Below are 17,654 nucleotides of genomic sequence, written 5' to 3' on the forward strand. Positions count from 1 at the left end.
CCGCCGCGAAAGAGGAGACCATGACCAAGCCCAAATTGGTGTTCAACCCGGTGGCCAAGGAGTACTTCGACAATCCGTACGAGATCTACCGGCGGATGCGCGACGAAGCCCCGGTCTACTACGACGAGCAAGAGGACTTCTACGCGCTGACCCGGCACTCCGATGTGGCGGCGGCCTTCAAGGATCACGACGCGTTCTCGTCGGCGCGCGGCTGCGACCTGGCGATGGTGCGCTCGGAGGAACCGCCGCATCCGTCGATCATCTTCATGGACCCGCCGGAGCACCGGCACATGCGCAGCCTGCTCAACAAGGCGTTCACCCCCAGGGCGATCCAGTCTCAGCGCGAGACGGTCACCGAACTCGTCGAGCACTACCTGTCGAAGGCCGATCCGGACAACTTCGACGTGGTGCAGGACTTCTCCGGGCCGTTCCCGGTCGAGGTCATCACCCGGATGGCCGGGGTGCCCGAGGAATTCCGCCAGCAGGTTCGGCACTGGATCGACATCAGCCTGTCGCGGGAGCCGGGCCAGATCGAGCTCAGCGAACGCAACATGCAGGCCAACATCGACTCGGGTGTCTACTACTACGGCCTGGTCCAGGAGCGCAGGGCCAACCCGCAAGACGACATGATCAGCCGGCTGATCGCCGCGGAGATTCCCGACGACGACGGCAATATGCGCAAGCTCGACGACATCGAGATCACCGGCTTCGCAACGCTTCTGGGTGGCGCGGGTGCGGAAACCGTCACCAAGCTGATCGGCAGCGCGGTGGTGGAGTTCGCGCGCCATCCCGACCAGTGGCAGATGCTGCTCGACGACCGCAGCCTGATTCCCGACGCGGTCGAGGAACTGCTGCGTTACGTCGGACCGGTGCAGTACAACGTCCGCTACAGCGTCAAGGACGTCGAACTGCCCAGCGGCAGCGTTCCCGCGTACAAGCCCGTGTTCCTGATGGGCGCCTCGGCCAACCGCGATCCGCGTGCGTTCGACGACGGCGAGACCTTCGACATCACCCGCGATCGCGCGCAGGCGCAGAACCTCGGCCTGGGCTACGGCATCCACAGTTGTCTGGGCGCCGCACTCGCCCGGATGGAAAGCGCCATCGCACTGGAGAAGCTGCTCGACTTCATGCCGCGCTACGAGGTCGACTTCGACGGCCTGCAACGCGTGCACATGCAGAACGTCGCCGGCTACCACCACGTCCCTGTGAAGGTGTTGAAGTGACCAGAAAAATCGAAGTCGACTTCGGATTGTGTGAGAGCAACGGGATCTGCATGGGCATCATCCCGGAGGTCTTTCACCTCGACGACCAGGACTACCTGCACGTCCTGAAAGAGGAAGTGACCCCGGAGAACGAGCACCAGATCAACGAGGCCGTTCGCCAGTGCCCCCGGCAGGCCATTTCGATCCGCGACGAATGAGGGCCATTTCCCTCCGGGCAGTGATCCGGGCAGTGTCCCGGTCAGTAGAGGAGTCCAGTTGACCACGTCCAAAGTCGTCTTCGACCCGTTCTCCGAGGAGTTCTTCAACGGGCCGTGGGAGATCTACCGGCGCATGCGGCAGGAGGCGCCGGTCTACTACAACGAAGAGCACGACTTCTACGCCCTGTCTCGGCACGAGGACGTGGCCGCCGCGTTCAAGGACTTCGAAACCTACTCGTCGGCCTACGGTCTGGATCTGGCGATGGTCAAATCCGGTGAGCCGCCGATGATCAAGGCGATCATCCTGATGGACCCGCCCGAGCATCGTCAGATGCGCAGCCTGATCAACAAGGTGTTCACCCCGCGCGCCATCGAGGCGATGCGGCCGATGGTCACCGAGACCATCGACCGCTTCATCTCGGCTGCCGACCCTGCCCGTTTCGACGTGGTGCAGGATTTCTCCGCACTCTTTCCCGTCGAGGTGATCACCCAGATGCTCGGGGTGCCGGAGGAGTACCGGCAGAAGGTCCGCGAGTGGGTGGACACCTCGCTGCAGCGTGAACCCGGCCAGATCGAGATGTCCCAAAAGGGTCTGGAGGCCGTCGGCGAAGCGTTCGCGCTGTACTACCAGCTGATCCAGGAGCGTCGGGTCGAACCCCGCGACGACATGTTCAGCCGGTTGGTCTCCGCGGAGATCGAGCGCGAGGACGGCGAGATGACCAGCCTCGACGATTTCGAGATCGCCGGATTCGCCACGCTGTTGGGTGGTGCCGGCGCCGAGACCGTCACCAAGCTGATCGGCAACGCCGCCGTCACCTTCGCCCGCAACCCCGACCAGTGGCAGAAGCTGCTCGACGACCGCAGCAAGATCCCCGCCGCGGTGGAGGAACTGCTTCGCTACGAGGCACCCGCGCAGTACAACGTGCGCCGCTCCATGCGCGAAGTGCAGTTGCACGGCGTCACGATTCCCGAGGGCAAACCCGTGTTCCTGCTTGGCGGTTCGGCCAACCGGGATCCCGAGGCGTTTACCGACCCGGACCGCTTCGACGTCGACCGCGACCGCACCGAGGCACAGAACCTGGGCTTCGGCTACGGCGTGCACAGTTGTCTGGGCGCGGCGCTGGCCCGCATGGAGAGCGCGATCGCGCTGGAGCGCCTGCTCGACTTCATGCCGCGCTACGAGGTCATGTGGGACGACTGCCAACGGGTGGCCATGCAGAACGTCGCGGGCTGGTCGCACGTTCCCGTGCGGGTTCTGGATTGACCCGGTTCGTCTTCGTGCACGGCGGATTTCACGCCGCGTGGTGCTGGGACCGGACCATCGCCGAACTGCAGGCACTCGGGCATGAGGGCGTGGCGGTCGACCTTCCCGGGCACGGTTCACGCGTCGCGGAGGAGTCGACTCTGGCCAACCGGGCAGATGCCATCGTGTCGGTGCTGCAACCCGGCGACGTGCTGGTGGGGCACTCCGGGGGCGGCTTCGATGCCACGCTGGCCGCTGATGCCGCGCCCGAACTTGTCGGCCACATCACCTACCTCGCGGCCGCGTTACCCCGGGAGGGGCGGACCTACCCCGAGGCGATGGCGATGCGCGATTCCGGCGACCTAACCGAGGGCGAGTTCGACGCGGATGTCGGAAAGATGTTGGGCTATTTGAAGTTCGACGACGACGGCGCGATGTGGTTCGCCGACTTCGACGGGGCGTGGAGCTACTTCTACCACGACTGCGACGAGGCGACGGCGCGCTGGGCGTTCGAGCGGCTCGGCCCGGAACGCTTCGGCGACACCACGGTCACACCCGTTTCGGTGCCCGGGTTCTGGGCCGCCGATCTGCCCCGCAGCTTCATCCGCTGCCTACAGGACCGCTCGATGCCGCGGTGGCTGGCCGATACGGTCGCCCACCGGCTCGGCGTGGAGCCACTGACCATCGACTCGTCGCATTCGCCGTTTCTCAGTAGGCCTCGCGAACTGGCCGAGTTGCTGGTCCATGCCACGACGACAGCACCCACCGGCCCGCTGCAACCCCACTGAGCGCGGAACAGCGGGCGACGAGGAGATCAGAAGCCGGAGATGATCGCCGCGTTGCAGTCGGCGGCGGACTGGCGAATCTTCGCGGCCTTCTGATACGCCTCGGACTCGTACCACTGCCGGGCCGCGTCGACCGACTCGAACTCCAGCACCACGGTCTGCGTGCCGTGCCATTGGCCTTCGAGCACCTGCGCGTTCTGGTCGACGGCCAGTATCGTCGCGCCGGTCATGGCCTGCGCAGCGAGCTTGGCGTACTCGGCCATTCCGGCCGGGTCCTTGATGTCCTCGGTGAGGATGACGTATCCCTTGGCCATTTCGAACTCCTTGTATGTCAGTCGATTTCGCTGATGGCTTGTTCCGGACAGTTGACGATCGCTTCCTTGGCGGCGTCTTCACGCCCGGCGGGCACGTCGGCCGGGTCGGCAACGGCGTAGCCGTCGTCGTGCATGCTGAAGACCTCCGGGCACAGCGTCAGGCACATGCCGTGGCCGCGACAGCGGTCTTCGTCGACGGTGACCTTCATCGGGCTGACTCCTTCTCGGGGCTCTTCGCCAGATCGAACTCGAGATGCAGCTCGGTGAGCCCACGCAGGATATAGGTCGGGATGTAGGAGTAGCGGCGCTGACCGGTGGGGCCGTGGTGCGCCTCGCTGATGCGGATGTCGGTGGTGCGGTCCAGTAGCCGCTCCAGGCCGACGCGGGTCTCCGCACGCGCCAGCGGCGCACCCGGGCAGCTGTGGATGCCCCTGCCGAACGCCAGGTGCTGGCGGGCGTTCTTGCGCTCCGGATCGAAGGTGTCGGGATCCTCGAAGCGCCGCGGATCGCGATTGGCCGCACCGTTGATCACCATCACCGTCGCACCCGCACCGAGGCGCTCCTCCCCGACCGTCGTCGGCACCCGCGACATCCGGAAGTCGCCCTTGACCGGGCTTTCGATGCGCAGGCATTCCTCGATGAAGTTCGGCAGCAGACTGCGGTCGTCGCGCAGCCTGCGCTGCACGTCGGGGTTGTCCCCGATCACCTTCAGCGCGGTGCCCAGCAGCCGCACCGTCGTCTCCTGGCCGGCCGAGAACACGTTGGTGGCCACTCGCACGACGTCGCCGACCTCCGGCACGGTGCCGTCCGGGAACGTCGCGGTGGCCAGCCCGGTCAGCACGTCGTCGCGGGGATTGGCCCGACGCTCCTCGACGTAGTCGGCGAACACCTCGTAGAGGTATTCCAGTGGCGTCTTGGCCAGTGTCTTGTCGGCGTTGCCCAGCCCGCTGCCGTGCGTGCCGCGGGCCAGCCGCTCCAGCAGCTCCGGACGGTCCTCGTCGGGCACGCCCAGCAGATCGGCGATCACCCGCAGCGTGAACGGGCCCGCGAAGCCGGCGATGAATTCGCCCTGCCCGGGCGCGAGGAAGTCGTCGAGGATGTCGTCGGCGAGCTGCCACATCGCATCCTCGTTCTCCTTGAGGCGCTTAGGCGTGATCAGCCGCATCAACAGTGCCCGGTGGTTGGTGTGTGTCGGGGGGTCCAGCGTGGGCAGTTGGTCACTGAACGGGATCTCGTCGCGGTGCTTTTCGATCAGCTCGGTGATGTCGCCGTCCTCCAGACCCTCCAGCGACACCGGGAAACCCGGAAACGGACCAGTCACTGAGATGCAGGAGGAGAAGGTCTCCGCGTCGTTGTAGACCTCGACGGCCTCCTCCCACCCGGTCACCATCGTCACGCCGTAGTGGCCTTCGCGCTTGACCGGACACTTATCGCGTAGTGCCTGGTAGAAGGGGTACGGATCGTCCGTCAGCCGGCTGTCCCGAAAGAAGTCGACCGCGGTGAGGTCTTCCGACATGCTTGCTCCGTTTCACCGATCTCGCCATACGAGAACGTGACTCTCATTCTTGAGCATTACATTTCCACAGTGCGTCGGTGGCGTCAACGCGGGCTCACTGGATCGGCTCGTCACCGAGCACCGTGGTGCGCAGCATCTCCCGCGGCGAATCGGGGTCGTACGGCGCGGCCCGGTGCAGAACCCCGCGGTTGTCCCAGATCACCGTGTCGCCGACCGACCAGTCGTGGCTGTACACCTTGTCCGCGACGGTGGCGCGGTCAAGTAGGACGGCGAGCAGTGCGCGGCCCTCGTCGCGGTCCATGCCCACGACGTAGTCCGCCGACGCCCCGAGCACCAGCGACCTGCGTCCGTTGCGGTGCGTCCACACCAGCGGATGTTCGTGAGTGGGCCGCGACCTCCACCGGGCCACCTGCTCCGGGGTCGGATCGGGGGTGACGCGGCGCTGCGAGGCCTCCAGCGAGTGCACCACCCGCAGCGACGCGAAGCGCTGCTTCTCGTCGTCGGTCAACTCGTCGTAGGCGCCGTAGGAACTGGCGAACTCGGTCTCGCCGCCGCGGTCGGCCACCCGCAGCGCCGAGAGCACGGTGGCCTTCTGCGGGAACTCGTCGTTGGTCGGGGTGCATCCGTCGATGTGCCAGTCGAAGGTCGCCCGCAGGTAGGCCGCCGAGGAGTTCTTCGACGGGTCGAGCGTCACGGGATAGATGCCTGCGACCGGATGATGCCCGTCTGAGGAGTGGTCGATCTCCCCCAACCGCCTGCAGAAGGACACCTGGGCTTGCGGCGCCAGGCCCAGGCCCGGAAACACCAGCACCCCATTGTCTTCGAGCGCCTCGAGCACCGCGTGGCCGAGGGTGTCGTCGACGGCCAGCAACTCGGCGTCGACGTCGAGCACCTCTGCGCCGACCGATGCGGTGAGCTTGTTGATGGTCAATACGGTCATGGCGGTTCCGTCCTGGTCAGGGCACCGGCGCGCTGACCCGGTGCATTTCGGCGTCAGCGGAGTCGGTGGGTTTCTGGGTGCCGAAGACCTCTACGGCCATCGAGACCATGATCATCGAGTAGACGAGATGCAACAGGTTCAGCGCATCGTCGGGCACTTCGTCGAGGGGGTACTTGTCGCAGTAGTCGATCGCCTCCTCGAAGCGCGGCGAGAAGGCGTCGTAGAACTCCCGGATCTCGGCCATGGGGGTGGCCAGGCGGGCGTTCCATCGTTCGGGTTCTGTTGCCAGACACCATTTCTCGGCAAACCGCTCGAACTCGGCGAAGGCACTGGGCAAGCGGGCTTCGGTCATGTCACACCCCCACCGGTTGGCGCTCGGACTTGTATCGCTCGACCCAGTCGACGGCCACCTTGTGTAGATGACGCACCAGGATCTCCTGGTCGCTGAGCGGGAACTCGTCGACTATCGGCTCGTCCAGGCCGTATTCCAGCGCGGCCTGGGTACCGCCGAGCATGCCGGCGTCCTGCAGCGCGAACTCCTTGAGCACCACCGCGGCGACCTCGTGTTCGATGCGCTCGCGCACCGTGCGCGCGGGATGAAATGCGGTGTAGGCCTCGAACTTGTGGGTGTTGTGCGAGGTCGGCCAGTACCGGTAGAGCAGGTACCAGCCGTGGTAGATGAGGATTTCGATGTTCGGGAAGATCTGGAAGTTCGTGATCCCCCACGGTTCGATACCTCCCGGGTTCAACCCGGCGGAGAAATGTGTCTCGGGTGTTCGCCATGGTCCCACCAGCCCGCTGCGTGTCGCGCGCTCGACGGGATACATATACTCGGGCGCCAACTTCCAACGCCTGGTGCCCGCGGTCGACACCAACCGGTGTGGACCGTCGATCTGGAAATGTCCGCACTCGAAGGTGGCGTTGGGTTGACGCACCGCGCTGGGCACCTGCTGCGAGTGCAGCGACGGCACGTGGTAGTACTCCTGGAAGGCGTCGGCGAATATCTTCCAGTTGCTGTTGTTGTGTGCCGTGAATTCGTAACGCTCCGTCATCAACTCGAACGGGTAGTCGTCCAGCGCAGTGATCATCGGCCCCAGGTACTCGCGCAGAGTCCAGCGGGGTTCGGGGTCGAAGTTGATGAAGATGAACCCGTTCCATACCTCACAGTGCACCGACTTGAGCCCGCGTTGCGCGGTGTCGAGGTCGAAGAACTCCCCTTCCTGCTGCACGAAGGTCAGCGCACCGGTGAGGTCGTAGCGCCAGCCGTGGTACTTGCAGGTGAACTGCCTGCAGGTGCCCTTGACCTCATCACCGGGAAAGTCATTCCACACCAGCTTGTTTCCCCGGTGACGGCAGACGTTGTAAAAGGCCCGGATCTGTTCGTCCTTGCCCTTCACCACGATTACCGACACGTTCGCGACGTCGACCTCCTTGGTGAAGTAGCTACCCACCCGCGGCACCTCCTCCACCCGTCCGACGTTGAGCCAGGCGCGCTTGAACACCGCCTCGCGCTCGAGTTCGTAGAACTCCGGCGAGGTGGAGTCGCGGAACGAGATCGGGCCCGTTCCCAGTTCGGGATAGTGCTCGGTCCAACTTCCCTCTGCGGGCTTAGGCCACGTGGCCATGCCGGTCTCCTTGTCGTAGTGGGTGATCGAAACGAGGGCCGGTCATCACATCACCGCGCCGCCATTGACGCCGAGGGTCTGACCGGTGATGAAGCCGGCCTCCTCGGAGCACAGAAACCCGACCGCCGCGGCGATGTCGTCGCCGGTGCCGAGATGGCCGACCGGAATGCTCGCCGCCATCTGCTCGTTGGAGGGCAGGTGCCCCGCGGCCTGCGACTGATGCTGCATCGGTGTCTCGATGCCCGACGGCGGCACGTTGTTCACCGTGACTCCGGCCGCCCCGTACTCACGCGCCAGCGATCGCGTCAGCGAGATCAGCGCGCCCTTGGACGCGGCGTAGTGGGCCATGCCGGGCGAACCCCGTTGGGCGCTCGACGAGGAGATCATCACGATCCGGCCCCACCCCACCGCCAGCATGTCGGGCACCGCGACCTGAGCGCAGTGGAACGTTCCGGTGAGGTTGACGTCGATGAGTCGCTGCCAGGCGTCGATCGTGATGTCGGTGAACGGCGCGAAGTCGACCGCACCTGCGCTGGTGACGAGTATGTGCACCGGCCCCAGTTCGGTGCGCACCTTCGCGAACGCCTCTTCGACTGCCGCGCGGTCGCTGACGTCGGCGGCGGTCCCCAGGGCGGTGACCCCCTGGGCGCGAAGCTGTTCGGCAACGCGCTGGGCGGCCTCGCCGTTGACGTCGAGGACGGCGACCTTGTGGCCCCGCCTGCCGAGCTCGTGGCAGGTCGCCTCGCCCATCCCGGAGGCACCCCCGGTGACCACCGCCACCCGGCTCATCCGACCGCCTCCATCGCTCGGCTCCATCACGCCTCCGGCTACTCGTAAACCACGTGGACAGTTCGGCTGGTGGGCAGGGACTGGCAGGTCAGCACCCAGCCCTGCGCCACCTCGTCGTCGTCAAGCGCGTCATTGTTGAGCATTCTGACGCTGCCCGACTCGATTCGGGCCATACACGTTCCGCAGGAGCCGGTTTCGCAGGACGACGGGGCGCGCAGTCCCGCCATCCTGGCGGTCTGCAGCAGCGTATTGCGCGCCCGGTACGGCACGGTGGTGGTCTTGCGATCCAGGTCGATGACGATCTCCTCGGTGCCCTGCGCTGCGGCCTCGTCCGGGACGACGGGCGCAGCGGTGACCTCGAACCGTTCGAGGTGCAACCGGCGGCGCGGAACACCGATGCCGAGCAGCGTCTCGGTCACGGTGTCCATGAACGGGCTCGGCCCGCAGATGTAGTAGTCGACGTCGGAGTCGCGGGCGGCCCCGATGAACGCTTCGATCGCACCGGGTGTCACCACGCCGGACTCTTCGTCGAAATGACGCCGCACCGCCAGCTTGTCGCCGTTGGCCGCGGCCAGCGCCTTCAGCGACTCGCCGAAGATCACCGAGTCACGGGATCGGTTGGCGTAAAACAACCGCACCCGCCGTCCGCACCCGGCCAGCGCCGATCCGATCAGCGAGAAGATCGGGGTGATGCCGCTGCCGCCGGCGAACGCGACGATGTCACGGGTATCCGCACCGAGGACGAACCGCCCGTCCGGCGGGGCGGCATGGAGCTCACCGCCCTCGGCCGCGGTGTCGTTCAACCAGTTCGAGACCACACCGCCGGGATCGCGCTTGACGGTGATGCGCAGGTCCTCGCCGAGATGCGGCGACGACGACATCGAGTAGCACCGTTGATGGTGGTCGGCGCCGATCTGCACCCGCAGGGTCAGAAACTGACCGGCCTCATAACGGAACCGCTGTGAACAATGCTCGGGCACGTCGAGCACCAGCGACACCGCATCGCAGGTCTCGCGCACGACGCGTTTGATCCGCAACGGCGCGAACTCGGTGAGCTGATCCGACATCCCCTCGACAATATCAAGTACTTGTGATTGGTTTCAAGTGTGGGGTCGCGCCGTCGAGGCACCAGTGGCTTTCGTCAGGAGGACGCAGGGCCGAGGGTCAGTCCCCGATGTGATCGTCGAAAAGGGTGTTTCCGGTGCCCTTTTCGACCACCCGCGCCAACAGGTCACGCAGCGTGCGCTGCTCTTCGGCGGTGAGCACCCCGAAGACGGCCTCGTGGGCGGCGATCGCGTCGCCGACCACCGCGGTGGCCACGTTGCGGCCCTCGTCGGTCAGGTAGACCTTGAGGATGCGGGCGTGCTGCGGATCGGGTTTGCGTTCGACGAAGCCCCGTTGCTCGAGGGCCTTGAGCGCGAGTTGCACGCCCTGCGGGGTGATCAGCAGTCGACGCGCAAGTTCGGCGCCGGACAATCCCGGCTCGTTGGCGAGTTGACGCAGCACGCCGATCTGGGCGGTGCTGACGCCGTGCTGGCTGACGGCGTCGTTGACGGCGGTGAGCGCGAAGTACCAGGCCTGCTTGAGGTGCCAGAGGATGTTGTCGCCCAACTCCATACCGAGGTCCTCAGCCATTGCCGGGTGTCCGCTCGTTCTTGTAGACGCGACCGTCCTTCATCACGAACCGCACGTCGAGCGTGGTGGCGATGTCGCGCGACGGATCCCCCGGCACCGCGACGATGTCGGCGAGGTAACCGGGCGCCAGACGGCCCAGCTCGTGGTCGGCCTCGATCAGTTCGGCGCTGGTGACCGTCGCGGCCCGCAACGCCTGCATCGGGGTCATCCCGCGCGAGACCAGCGCGCACAGCTCCTTGGCGTTCTGCCCGTGCGGTATCGCGGGTGCGTCGGTGCCACAGGCTATCCGCACCCCGGCGGCGATCGCCTTGGGCAGCATCGCCTGCGCGCGGGGGAACACTTCTTCGGCCTTCTTGCGCAGTTCCGGGGCGATCCGGTCGACGGCCATCGCCTCGGTGAGATAAGTGGTCGACACCAGGAACGTGCCGTGGTCCACCATCATCTGGATGGTGTCGTCAGAGGCCAGAAACCCGTGCTCGATGCAGTCGATGCCGGCCCGAATACACGCTCGAATCGCACTGTCGCCCACCGCATGCGCGGCAACCCGCACACCGGCTCGATGCGCCTCGTCGGCGATCGCGGCGAACTCGTCGTCCGAGTACTGCTGGGCGCCGGGCGCAGTGCTGTGCGACATCACCCCACCGGAGGCCGACACCTTGATCAGCTTCGCGCCGTGCCGGATCTGGTAGCGCACGCAGGCGCGGACGTCGTCGACGCCGTTGGCGATGCCCTCGGCGACCGACAGCGGCATGATCCCCGGAGCCAGCCGTTGGAACACGGTGGGGTCCAGATGTCCGCCGTACGGGGTCACCGCGTGCCCGGCGGGATGGATCCGCGGGCCGACGTGCCAGCCCGCCTCGATCGCGCGCTGCAACGCGACGTCGAGCAGATACCCACCCGTCTTCACCATCAGCCCGAGGTTGCGCACCGTGGTGAAGCCGGCCTCCAGTGTGGTGCGGGCGTTGACCGCGCCCCGCAGCGTGCGATAGGCGGGATCGTCCTGCACACCGTGCATCGGGCTGGGCAGGCCCTCAGGTCCGCCCGGCCCGCCGATGAGCAGGTTGAGCTCCATGTCCATCAGACCCGGCAGCAGCGTGACGTCGCCGAGGTCGATGTCGTCGTCGGGATCGTCTGGCACCGCAACGGGATTGACGTCGACGATCCGGTTGTCGGCGATCACCAACACCGCCGGTGAGCGCACCTGGCCGGCTCCCACATCGGCCCAGCGCGCGGCGCGCAGGACGGCGGTGGTGGTCACGGCACCGGTTCGGCGACGCAATCCAGCGTCGACGCCCCGGAATCGGGAACGCGGGGCTGCTTCCAGCACTCGACCGGGAACGACACCATGATCATCGAGTACAGCAGGTGCATCAGGTTGAGCACGTCCTCGGGCAGGTCATCCAGCGAGAACTTGTCGCAGTACGCCAGCGCCTCCTCGGCGCGTTGGGTGATCGCGTCGTAGAACGTCTGCATCTCCTGCATCGAGCTGGCCAACCGCTTGGCGTAGCGTTGCGGCTCGGTCGGCAGGCACCAGTCCGAAAACGGTTCCAGGTCGGCGAATTCCGGGGGCAGCTTCGCGGTCATCGGGCTCCGACCCCCGCGGTCTTGCGCTCGTAGTCGTCGACCCACGCGGAGGTCTCCCTGTGCAGGTGACGAATGAGCACTTCCTGATCGCACAACAGAAAGTCGTCGAGTACGCGGGACTCGATCATCGTCTGCGTGGCCTCGAGGGTGTTCGCGTCCTGTAGGCCGTACTCCTTGAACGACACTGCGGCCAGTTCCTGCGCGACACGCTCGCGCGGTGTGCGCGGCTGCGGGAAGTACAGGTTGCCCTCGAAAATGTGGGTGTTGTACGAGGTCGGCCAGTAGTGGTAGGTCAGATACCAGCCCTGCCCCCAGAACAGGATCACGAAATTGGGGAACAGCTGAAACGAATCCAGCCCCCACGGATCACATTTGGCCGGGTTGAGCCCCGCGGGCATCTCGCCGAGATCCGGTTTGTCCCAAGGCCCGAACAGTCCGCTCTGGCAGATGTCCTCGATCGGCTTGCGCATCTCCTCGGCCATCTCCCACGCCCGCACCCCCGAGGTGCTGACCAGCCGGTGCGGGCCCTCGATCCGGTAGTGGGGCGCCTCGAAGCCCGCCTCCGCGGCCGCCTTCGAGTAGGCGGTGGGCGACTGGTTCGCGTGCAACACCGGGGCGTGGTAGAACTCCTGGAACGCGTCCATGTAGAGCTTCCAGTTCGCCTTCACCTCGGAGCGGTACGTGAATCGCGAAGTCATCTTGTCGAACGGGTAACCCTCGAGATCGGTGATCATCGGGCCGAGGAATTCGCGCAGCGTCTGTTCGGGTTGCTTCGCCAAGTTGACGAAGATGAACCCCTCCCAGACGTCGCAGTGCACGCCGACCAGGCCGTAGCGACTCTTGTCGAGGTCGAAGAACTCCCCTTCCTGCTGCACGAAGGTGAGGTTGCCGTCCAGGTCGTAACGCCAGGCGTGGTACTTGCAGGTGAACTGCCGACACACCCCGCTGGTCTCCTCCAACGGCATGTCGTTCCACACCAGCTTGTTGCCCCGGTGGCGACAGATGTTGTGATACGCCTTGACCTCGCCGGAGGTGGTGCGCACCACGATGATCGAGGTGTTGGCGACCTTGAGTTCCTTGGTGAAGTAGCTGCCCTTGCGTGGAAGCTGTTCGACGCGACCGACATTGAGCCAGGCACGCTTGAAGATCGCCTGCCGTTCCTTCTCGTAGAACTCCGGGTCGATCGAGTCCTCGTAGGAGACCGGTGCGGTGCCCAGATCCGGGTAATGCTCGGTCCAACTGCCCTCGGGCGGTTTGGGGAAACGGGCCATGGGTTTCTCCTGTCCACACGGTCGGGAGCCTGTTGCGCCGACCGTATCTCCTCCGACCTCTAATCGCAAGTAGTTGATACTGAGGTAGCGACGTGTGCGGCCGCGTCCGGCGTCAGGCCAACTTGATCGCCGAGACGTACATCTCCACGATCGGCCGGTACAGGTCGATATCGTCGAGTTCGCTTGCCAGCACGACGGAGTCACTGGTGGCGATGAGCACGTGGGCGAAGGTCGTCGGCGGGATCAGCAGGGTCGCGCCGAGTTGATCGATGCCCTCGACGATGAACTTCGCCAGCGCCTCGACGACCTCGGAGCGCTTGGCGGCCACCCGCTGTCTGGCCTCGGGGTTGCGCAACAGGTAAAGGGTGAACTCGAGACCCAACGCGGCGTGCTCGGCGCCGCGGTCACGGCTCAGTTCTCGCCAGCGGAGGGCGATCTCGTCGAGCTCGCGCGCACCGATCTGCCTGGAGGCCGCCATCACCTCGGCGAAGGTGTCGAAATAGCGTCGCCAATAGCGGTCGCTCACCGCCAGGAACAGGTCTTCCTTGGTGGCGAAGTGCTTGTAGATGGCGCCCTTCGTGTAACCGGCCGCATAAGCGATGTCGTCGAGAGTGGCTGACGTGAAGCCCTTTTCCGCGAACACCTCCTGCGCGGCGTCGAGCAGCAGCGATCGCGTGTGCTCCAGGCGCCGCTCCCGCGTCCACCGCTCTGCCATAAACGGAAGTCTCCCACACAGGTTTCAAGAATCTATTGAGATGCCCGGATACCCGTTGGTATCTTCGTCGGGTTCGCGCATGCGGACGCGTGCCCGAGGAGACATCGTGAGCGAACTGTCGAACAAGAAGCCCGCCGTCACCGAGTCGCTTACAGGTGTGCCCGCCGCGGGTGGCCCCACCCAACGGCCGTCGCGACGGGTCAAGATCTGGGCGACGGCCGGTGGACTGATCCTGGCGCTGCAGATCTATGTGTGGATCCGCTGGCTCACCGGCCCGTACTTCACGCCCGTCGACCCCGGGCCCACCGACCCGCCGACGTTCATGAAGGTCGCCCTGATGATGTGGCAGATCGGCTCGCCGGCGCTCTTCCCGGTCGCCATCTGGTGGTTCATCATCCGGCCGTGGCGACGCGAACGGCGGATCACGCTCGACGGCATGATCATGGTGTCCACCGGGCTGTTCTTCTTCCAGGACCCGCTGCTCAACTACATCAACACCTGGTGCACCTACAACGCGTGGGCGTTCAACATGGGCTCCTGGGCCCCGCACGTGCCGGGATGGCTGTCCCCCGAACGCCCGGGCGCGCAGGTGGCCGAACCGTTGGGGATCAACGTCTCGGGCTACGCGTTCGGTGTGCTGCTGTGCACGATTCTGGGCTGCTGGGTGATGCGCAAGGCCAAGGATCGCTGGCCTTCCCTCGGCACCAAGGGCCTGATCGCCGTCGCGGCGGTGTGGGCGTTCTTCTTCGACTTCGTGATGGAGGGCCTGATCCTGATGCCGCTGGGGATGTACACGTTCCCGGGCGCCATCCAATCCCTGTCGATCAACGCGGGCACCTATTACCAGTGGCCGATCTATGAGGGGCTGATGTGGGGTGGCGTGCAGGCCGCGCTGTGCTGCCTGCGGTTTTTCACCGACGATCGTGGGCGCACCGTGGTGGAGCGCGGATTGGACGACGTGCGAGGCGGTTTCGCCGCGCAGCAGTTCGTCCGCTTCCTGGCGATCTTCGCCGCCATCAGCGCGTCGTTCTTCGTCTTCTACATCATTCCCGCGCAGTTCATGGCCACCCACGCCGACCCGTGGCCCGAGGACGTGCAGAAGCGCTCGTACTTCACCTCCAATCTGTGCGGCGACGGCACCGACCGGCCGTGCCCGGATCCCTCGCTGCCCATCCCCACCCGGCACTCCGGCTACATCAACAACGAGGGTGACCTCGTGCTGCCCGACGGTGTGGAGATGCCGCCGGTCGTACCGCACGAAGGCCGGTGACCGAGGTGTCGGCCAACAGTCAGTCGACCACGGTCGGTCACCGCTCACCCGCCCCGTTCTACCGCCCGGTCGGTGACGAGGTGGCGGTGTTTCGCGCGGCGGCGCGCCGCGGCCTGCCGGTGTTGCTCAAGGGCCCCACCGGCTGCGGCAAGACCCGATTCGTCGAAGCGATGGCCCACGACCTCGGCCGTGACCTGATCACCATCGCGGGCCATGAGGACATGACCTCGGCGGACCTGGTGGGCCGATTTCTGCTCAAGGGCGGCGAAACCGTCTGGGTGGACGGGCCGTTGACGCGGGCGGTCCGTGCCGGGGCGATCTGCTATCTGGACGAGATCGTCGAGGCGCGCCAGGACACCACCGTGGTCATCCACCCGTTGGCCGACCACCGCAGGCAGCTTCCCGTCGATCGACTCGGCACGACGCTGTCGGCCGCGCCCGGCTTTCAGTTGGTGATCTCCTACAACCCCGGTTATCAGAGCGTGCTGAAGAACATCAAGGAGTCGACGCGGCAGCGGTTCATCGCCATCGAACTCGACTTCCCGTCCGCCGAGATGGAGACGGAGATCGTGGCACACGAGGCCGGCATCGACGTCGAGACCGCGCGCGCCCTGGTGACGGTGGGCCAGGCCATCCGCGGCATCGACGGTTCGCCGTTGGGCGAGGTGTCGTCGACCCGGATGCTCGTCCTGGCCGGCGGGCTCGCCGCCGAGGGACTCGACCTACGCCGGGCGGTTCAGGCCGCCGTCGTCGAGGCACTTTCCGACGATCGCGATGTCATTCGCGCGCTCGGCGAACTGGTGGACGCCGTGCTGCCCCGCCCGTGAGCGCCCCGGTCGAACCCGAACGGTTCCGGTTCCTCGCCTCCTATGTCGCGGGCCGATCGGTCGACGTCGCCGAAGCGCAGGCCGGCCAGGCCTCGCACACCACCGGGCAGACCGTGTTCGTGACGAAAGGCGCCTCCCCCGAACAGCATCGACGCGAAGTGCTGCTGCAGAGCGCCCTGCTGGGGGCGGGCAGCCTGGACGCCAGTCTGATCAGACCCCTGCGGGCGCGGCCGGTGCTTGCTCGCCGGTACCTGGCCATCGAGGGGCACCGGGTGCTCGTCGACCTCGCGGAGCGCCTGCCGCTGGCCGCCGCACTGCACCCCGAACCCGCCGCCGACTCGACATCGGCCGACGGTTCACTGGAAATCGCCAGGGGGCGAGGCAAAGTCGACGATCCGCCGGCCTGGTTCGGCGTCATCAAACCGGCGCGGCTACTCGGTTCCCCCACCGGCAACGGCGCGCACGCCTCCGACACGAACCTGCAACTGAGGTATGACGTGGTCACCTCGACCGAGGACGACGAAGACGACGGGGACGACGGGGACGACGGGGACGACGAAGTGCCCTCGGAGGGAAGCAAGATCCTCAAGCTCTTCGACAATCCGCTGTTCAACTCCCAAGCGGTGGGTGACTTCCTGCGCAAACTGCTCGGCACCGCGAGGTCGTCGGAGAACGACACCGCCGGTGCCGAACTGCGCGCCGGTGCGATAAGGCGGGTGCGCGCCGGCGGGCCCGAGGCGCGACCGCTGCCCACGCCCATCCATTTCATCGACACCGCCGACCCGGGGGCGGCGGTCGGGGTGGGTGGGGCGCTGCATCCCGAGTGGGACGTCTTCCGTGACCGCTACCGGCCCGACTGGTGCCGGGTCATCGACTATCCGCTGACGGTGCCCGCGGACGTCGCCGCAGCGGGTGTGTCCGGCGACGAGGTACTGCGCCGCCGGCTGACCCGCCTCGGGCTGGGGCCGAAAGCGTTGCGGCGCAGAGCCGACGGCGACGACCTCGACATCGAGGCGCTGGTCGACCTGTCGGTGGACGTGCGCTGCGGCTACTCACCGCCGGAGAACATCTACACCGAGCACCGCAAGATCGCCAGGAACCTCGGGGTGCTGATCCTGCTCGACGCCTCGGGCTCGTCGACCGACACCGATCCCGACGGGCTGGCCGTACACGACCACCAACGGCGGGCGGCGGCCACGCTGGCCGCCACGCTCGAAGAACTCGGCGACCGGGTGGCGGTGTACGCCTTCTCCTCTCACGGCCGACGCGCCGTCCACCTGCCGGCGGTCAAGACGTTCGACCAGCGTTTCGGGGCGGCCGGCCGGGCCCGGTTGAATCGACTGCAACCGTCGGGCTACACCCGGCTCGGCGCCGCCATCCGGGGCGCCGGCGAAATCCTCAAGGCCCGGTCGGGCACCCCGAACCGGCTGCTGCTCGTGCTGTCCGACGGGCACCCCTACGACACCGGCTACGAGGGCTCCTACGCCGAGGCGGACGCGCGCAGGGCGCTCGAAGAGCTTCGCCTCGACGGAGTCGGCTGCCTGTGCCTGTCGCTCGGCGCCGCCACCGGTACCGACGCGCTCGAACGCGTCTTCGGCTCGGCCAGTCACGCCGGCGCCGCGGCATTGGCCGAACTGAGCCCGCGAATGGACGAGTTGTTCATGTCGGCGCTGCGCGAACTGGCCGTGCCACGGCCCGCCGGCCGCTGAGTCATGCGCGT

The 17,654-nt window shown here is 66.5% G+C and carries 20 protein-coding genes; 7 read left to right on the forward strand and 13 right to left on the reverse strand.

Annotated features, from left to right (window positions below; genetic code table 11):
* The first annotated feature begins 20 nt into the window (after positions 1–20).
* From ABQE89_RS20855 to ABQE89_RS20870, 4 genes are read left to right on the forward strand one after another with little or no spacing between them, the layout of a single operon-like run.
* Entirely contained in the window at positions 21–1,223 is a 1,203-nt protein-coding gene (locus ABQE89_RS20855; protein WP_448420126.1) for a cytochrome P450, read from the forward strand.
* A complete protein-coding gene (locus tag ABQE89_RS20860) occupies positions 1,220–1,420 on the forward strand; it encodes a ferredoxin (protein WP_448420128.1) in 201 nt (66 codons plus the stop codon). The genes ABQE89_RS20855 and ABQE89_RS20860 overlap by 4 nt, the downstream gene beginning before the upstream one ends.
* Before the next feature lie 58 nt (positions 1,421–1,478).
* Entirely contained in the window at positions 1,479–2,684 is a 1,206-nt protein-coding gene (locus ABQE89_RS20865; protein ID WP_448420130.1) for a cytochrome P450, read from the forward strand.
* Positions 2,681–3,451 (forward strand): alpha/beta fold hydrolase, encoded by a 771-nt coding sequence (locus tag ABQE89_RS20870; protein ID WP_448420132.1) that lies wholly within the window; start codon positions 2,681–2,683, stop codon positions 3,449–3,451. The genes ABQE89_RS20865 and ABQE89_RS20870 overlap by 4 nt, the downstream gene beginning before the upstream one ends.
* 26 nt (positions 3,452–3,477) lie before the next feature.
* Here ABQE89_RS20870 and ABQE89_RS20875 read toward each other — a convergent pair whose 3' ends face one another.
* The 13 genes from ABQE89_RS20875 to ABQE89_RS20935 all read right to left on the reverse strand — a co-directional run bounded on the left by ABQE89_RS20875 (position 3,478) and on the right by ABQE89_RS20935 (position 13,837).
* Positions 3,478–3,762 carry a DUF1330 domain-containing protein gene (locus tag ABQE89_RS20875; protein ID WP_448420133.1) on the reverse strand — a complete coding sequence of 95 codons (285 nt, stop codon included), beginning with the start codon at positions 3,760–3,762 and terminating at the stop codon, positions 3,478–3,480.
* A gap of 17 nt (positions 3,763–3,779) precedes the next feature.
* Entirely contained in the window at positions 3,780–3,971 is a 192-nt protein-coding gene (locus ABQE89_RS20880; protein WP_448420135.1) for a ferredoxin, read from the reverse strand.
* A complete protein-coding gene (locus ABQE89_RS20885; protein WP_448420137.1) occupies positions 3,968–5,278 on the reverse strand; it encodes a cytochrome P450 in 1,311 nt (436 codons plus the stop codon). The genes ABQE89_RS20880 and ABQE89_RS20885 overlap by 4 nt, the downstream gene beginning before the upstream one ends.
* A gap of 94 nt (positions 5,279–5,372) precedes the next feature.
* On the reverse strand, positions 5,373–6,218 hold the full coding sequence (locus tag ABQE89_RS20890; protein WP_448420139.1) for a TauD/TfdA dioxygenase family protein: 846 nt from the start codon (positions 6,216–6,218) through the stop codon (positions 5,373–5,375).
* Positions 6,219–6,234: 16 nt separating this feature from the next.
* Positions 6,235–6,570 (reverse strand): hypothetical protein, encoded by a 336-nt coding sequence (locus tag ABQE89_RS20895; protein WP_448420141.1) that lies wholly within the window; start codon positions 6,568–6,570, stop codon positions 6,235–6,237.
* 1 nt (position 6,571) lies between these two features.
* Entirely contained in the window at positions 6,572–7,843 is a 1,272-nt protein-coding gene (locus tag ABQE89_RS20900; RefSeq protein WP_448420143.1) for an aromatic ring-hydroxylating oxygenase subunit alpha, read from the reverse strand.
* A gap of 45 nt (positions 7,844–7,888) precedes the next feature.
* Entirely contained in the window at positions 7,889–8,632 is a 744-nt protein-coding gene (locus ABQE89_RS20905) for an SDR family NAD(P)-dependent oxidoreductase (RefSeq protein WP_448420145.1), read from the reverse strand.
* A gap of 38 nt (positions 8,633–8,670) precedes the next feature.
* The gene (locus tag ABQE89_RS20910) at positions 8,671–9,699 is read right to left on the reverse strand and encodes a 2Fe-2S iron-sulfur cluster-binding protein (RefSeq protein ID WP_448420147.1); all 1,029 of its coding nucleotides are present in this window, start codon (positions 9,697–9,699) and stop codon (positions 8,671–8,673) included.
* A gap of 97 nt (positions 9,700–9,796) precedes the next feature.
* Positions 9,797–10,249, reverse strand: coding sequence for a MarR family winged helix-turn-helix transcriptional regulator (locus tag ABQE89_RS20915; RefSeq protein ID WP_448420297.1), 453 nt, complete (start codon positions 10,247–10,249; stop codon positions 9,797–9,799).
* Between the two features lie 10 nt (positions 10,250–10,259).
* On the reverse strand, positions 10,260–11,525 hold the full coding sequence (locus ABQE89_RS20920) for a metal-dependent hydrolase family protein (RefSeq protein ID WP_448420149.1): 1,266 nt from the start codon (positions 11,523–11,525) through the stop codon (positions 10,260–10,262).
* On the reverse strand, positions 11,522–11,851 hold the full coding sequence (locus tag ABQE89_RS20925) for a hypothetical protein (protein ID WP_448420151.1): 330 nt from the start codon (positions 11,849–11,851) through the stop codon (positions 11,522–11,524). The genes ABQE89_RS20920 and ABQE89_RS20925 overlap by 4 nt, the downstream gene beginning before the upstream one ends.
* Positions 11,848–13,122: an aromatic ring-hydroxylating oxygenase subunit alpha gene (locus ABQE89_RS20930; RefSeq protein ID WP_448420153.1), complete on the reverse strand. Its 1,275-nt coding sequence runs from the start codon at positions 13,120–13,122 to the stop codon at positions 11,848–11,850. Before ABQE89_RS20930 ends, ABQE89_RS20925 begins: the two co-directional genes overlap by 4 nt.
* 112 nt (positions 13,123–13,234) lie before the next feature.
* Positions 13,235–13,837 (reverse strand): TetR/AcrR family transcriptional regulator, encoded by a 603-nt coding sequence (locus tag ABQE89_RS20935; RefSeq protein WP_448420155.1) that lies wholly within the window; start codon positions 13,835–13,837, stop codon positions 13,235–13,237.
* A gap of 106 nt (positions 13,838–13,943) precedes the next feature.
* On the opposite strand from ABQE89_RS20935, the gene ABQE89_RS20940 reads away from it, so the two are divergent.
* From ABQE89_RS20940 to ABQE89_RS20950, 3 genes are read left to right on the forward strand one after another with little or no spacing between them, the layout of a single operon-like run.
* A complete protein-coding gene (locus ABQE89_RS20940) occupies positions 13,944–15,107 on the forward strand; it encodes a spirocyclase AveC family protein (RefSeq protein WP_448420157.1) in 1,164 nt (387 codons plus the stop codon).
* A gap of 5 nt (positions 15,108–15,112) precedes the next feature.
* A complete protein-coding gene (locus ABQE89_RS20945; RefSeq protein WP_448420299.1) occupies positions 15,113–15,934 on the forward strand; it encodes a CbbQ/NirQ/NorQ/GpvN family protein in 822 nt (273 codons plus the stop codon).
* A complete protein-coding gene (locus ABQE89_RS20950) occupies positions 15,931–17,643 on the forward strand; it encodes a nitric oxide reductase activation protein NorD (RefSeq protein ID WP_448420159.1) in 1,713 nt (570 codons plus the stop codon). Before ABQE89_RS20945 ends, ABQE89_RS20950 begins: the two co-directional genes overlap by 4 nt.
* Positions 17,644–17,654 lie beyond the last annotated feature (11 nt).

Source organism: Mycolicibacterium sp. XJ1819 (genome assembly GCF_053483675.1).

What these genes read in the sequence shown, in the direction of transcription:
- ABQE89_RS20855 (WP_448420126.1), top strand. Translation starts at nt 21, where the DNA reads ATGACCAAGCCCAAATTGGTGTTCAACCCGGTGGCCAAGGAGTACTTC.
- ABQE89_RS20875 (WP_448420133.1), bottom strand. Translation starts at nt 3,762, where the DNA reads ATGGCCAAGGGATACGTCATCCTCACCGAGGACATCAAGGACCCGGCC.
- ABQE89_RS20880 (WP_448420135.1), bottom strand. Translation starts at nt 3,971, where the DNA reads ATGAAGGTCACCGTCGACGAAGACCGCTGTCGCGGCCACGGCATGTGC.
- ABQE89_RS20885 (WP_448420137.1), bottom strand. Translation starts at nt 5,278, where the DNA reads ATGTCGGAAGACCTCACCGCGGTCGACTTCTTTCGGGACAGCCGGCTG.
- ABQE89_RS20890 (WP_448420139.1), bottom strand. Translation starts at nt 6,218, where the DNA reads ATGACCGTATTGACCATCAACAAGCTCACCGCATCGGTCGGCGCAGAG.
- ABQE89_RS20895 (WP_448420141.1), bottom strand. Translation starts at nt 6,570, where the DNA reads ATGACCGAAGCCCGCTTGCCCAGTGCCTTCGCCGAGTTCGAGCGGTTT.
- ABQE89_RS20900 (WP_448420143.1), bottom strand. Translation starts at nt 7,843, where the DNA reads ATGGCCACGTGGCCTAAGCCCGCAGAGGGAAGTTGGACCGAGCACTAT.
- ABQE89_RS20905 (WP_448420145.1), bottom strand. Translation starts at nt 8,632, where the DNA reads ATGAGCCGGGTGGCGGTGGTCACCGGGGGTGCCTCCGGGATGGGCGAG.
- ABQE89_RS20910 (WP_448420147.1), bottom strand. Translation starts at nt 9,699, where the DNA reads ATGTCGGATCAGCTCACCGAGTTCGCGCCGTTGCGGATCAAACGCGTC.
- ABQE89_RS20915 (WP_448420297.1), bottom strand. Translation starts at nt 10,249, where the DNA reads ATGGAGTTGGGCGACAACATCCTCTGGCACCTCAAGCAGGCCTGGTAC.
- ABQE89_RS20925 (WP_448420151.1), bottom strand. Translation starts at nt 11,851, where the DNA reads ATGACCGCGAAGCTGCCCCCGGAATTCGCCGACCTGGAACCGTTTTCG.
- ABQE89_RS20930 (WP_448420153.1), bottom strand. Translation starts at nt 13,122, where the DNA reads ATGGCCCGTTTCCCCAAACCGCCCGAGGGCAGTTGGACCGAGCATTAC.
- ABQE89_RS20935 (WP_448420155.1), bottom strand. Translation starts at nt 13,837, where the DNA reads ATGGCAGAGCGGTGGACGCGGGAGCGGCGCCTGGAGCACACGCGATCG.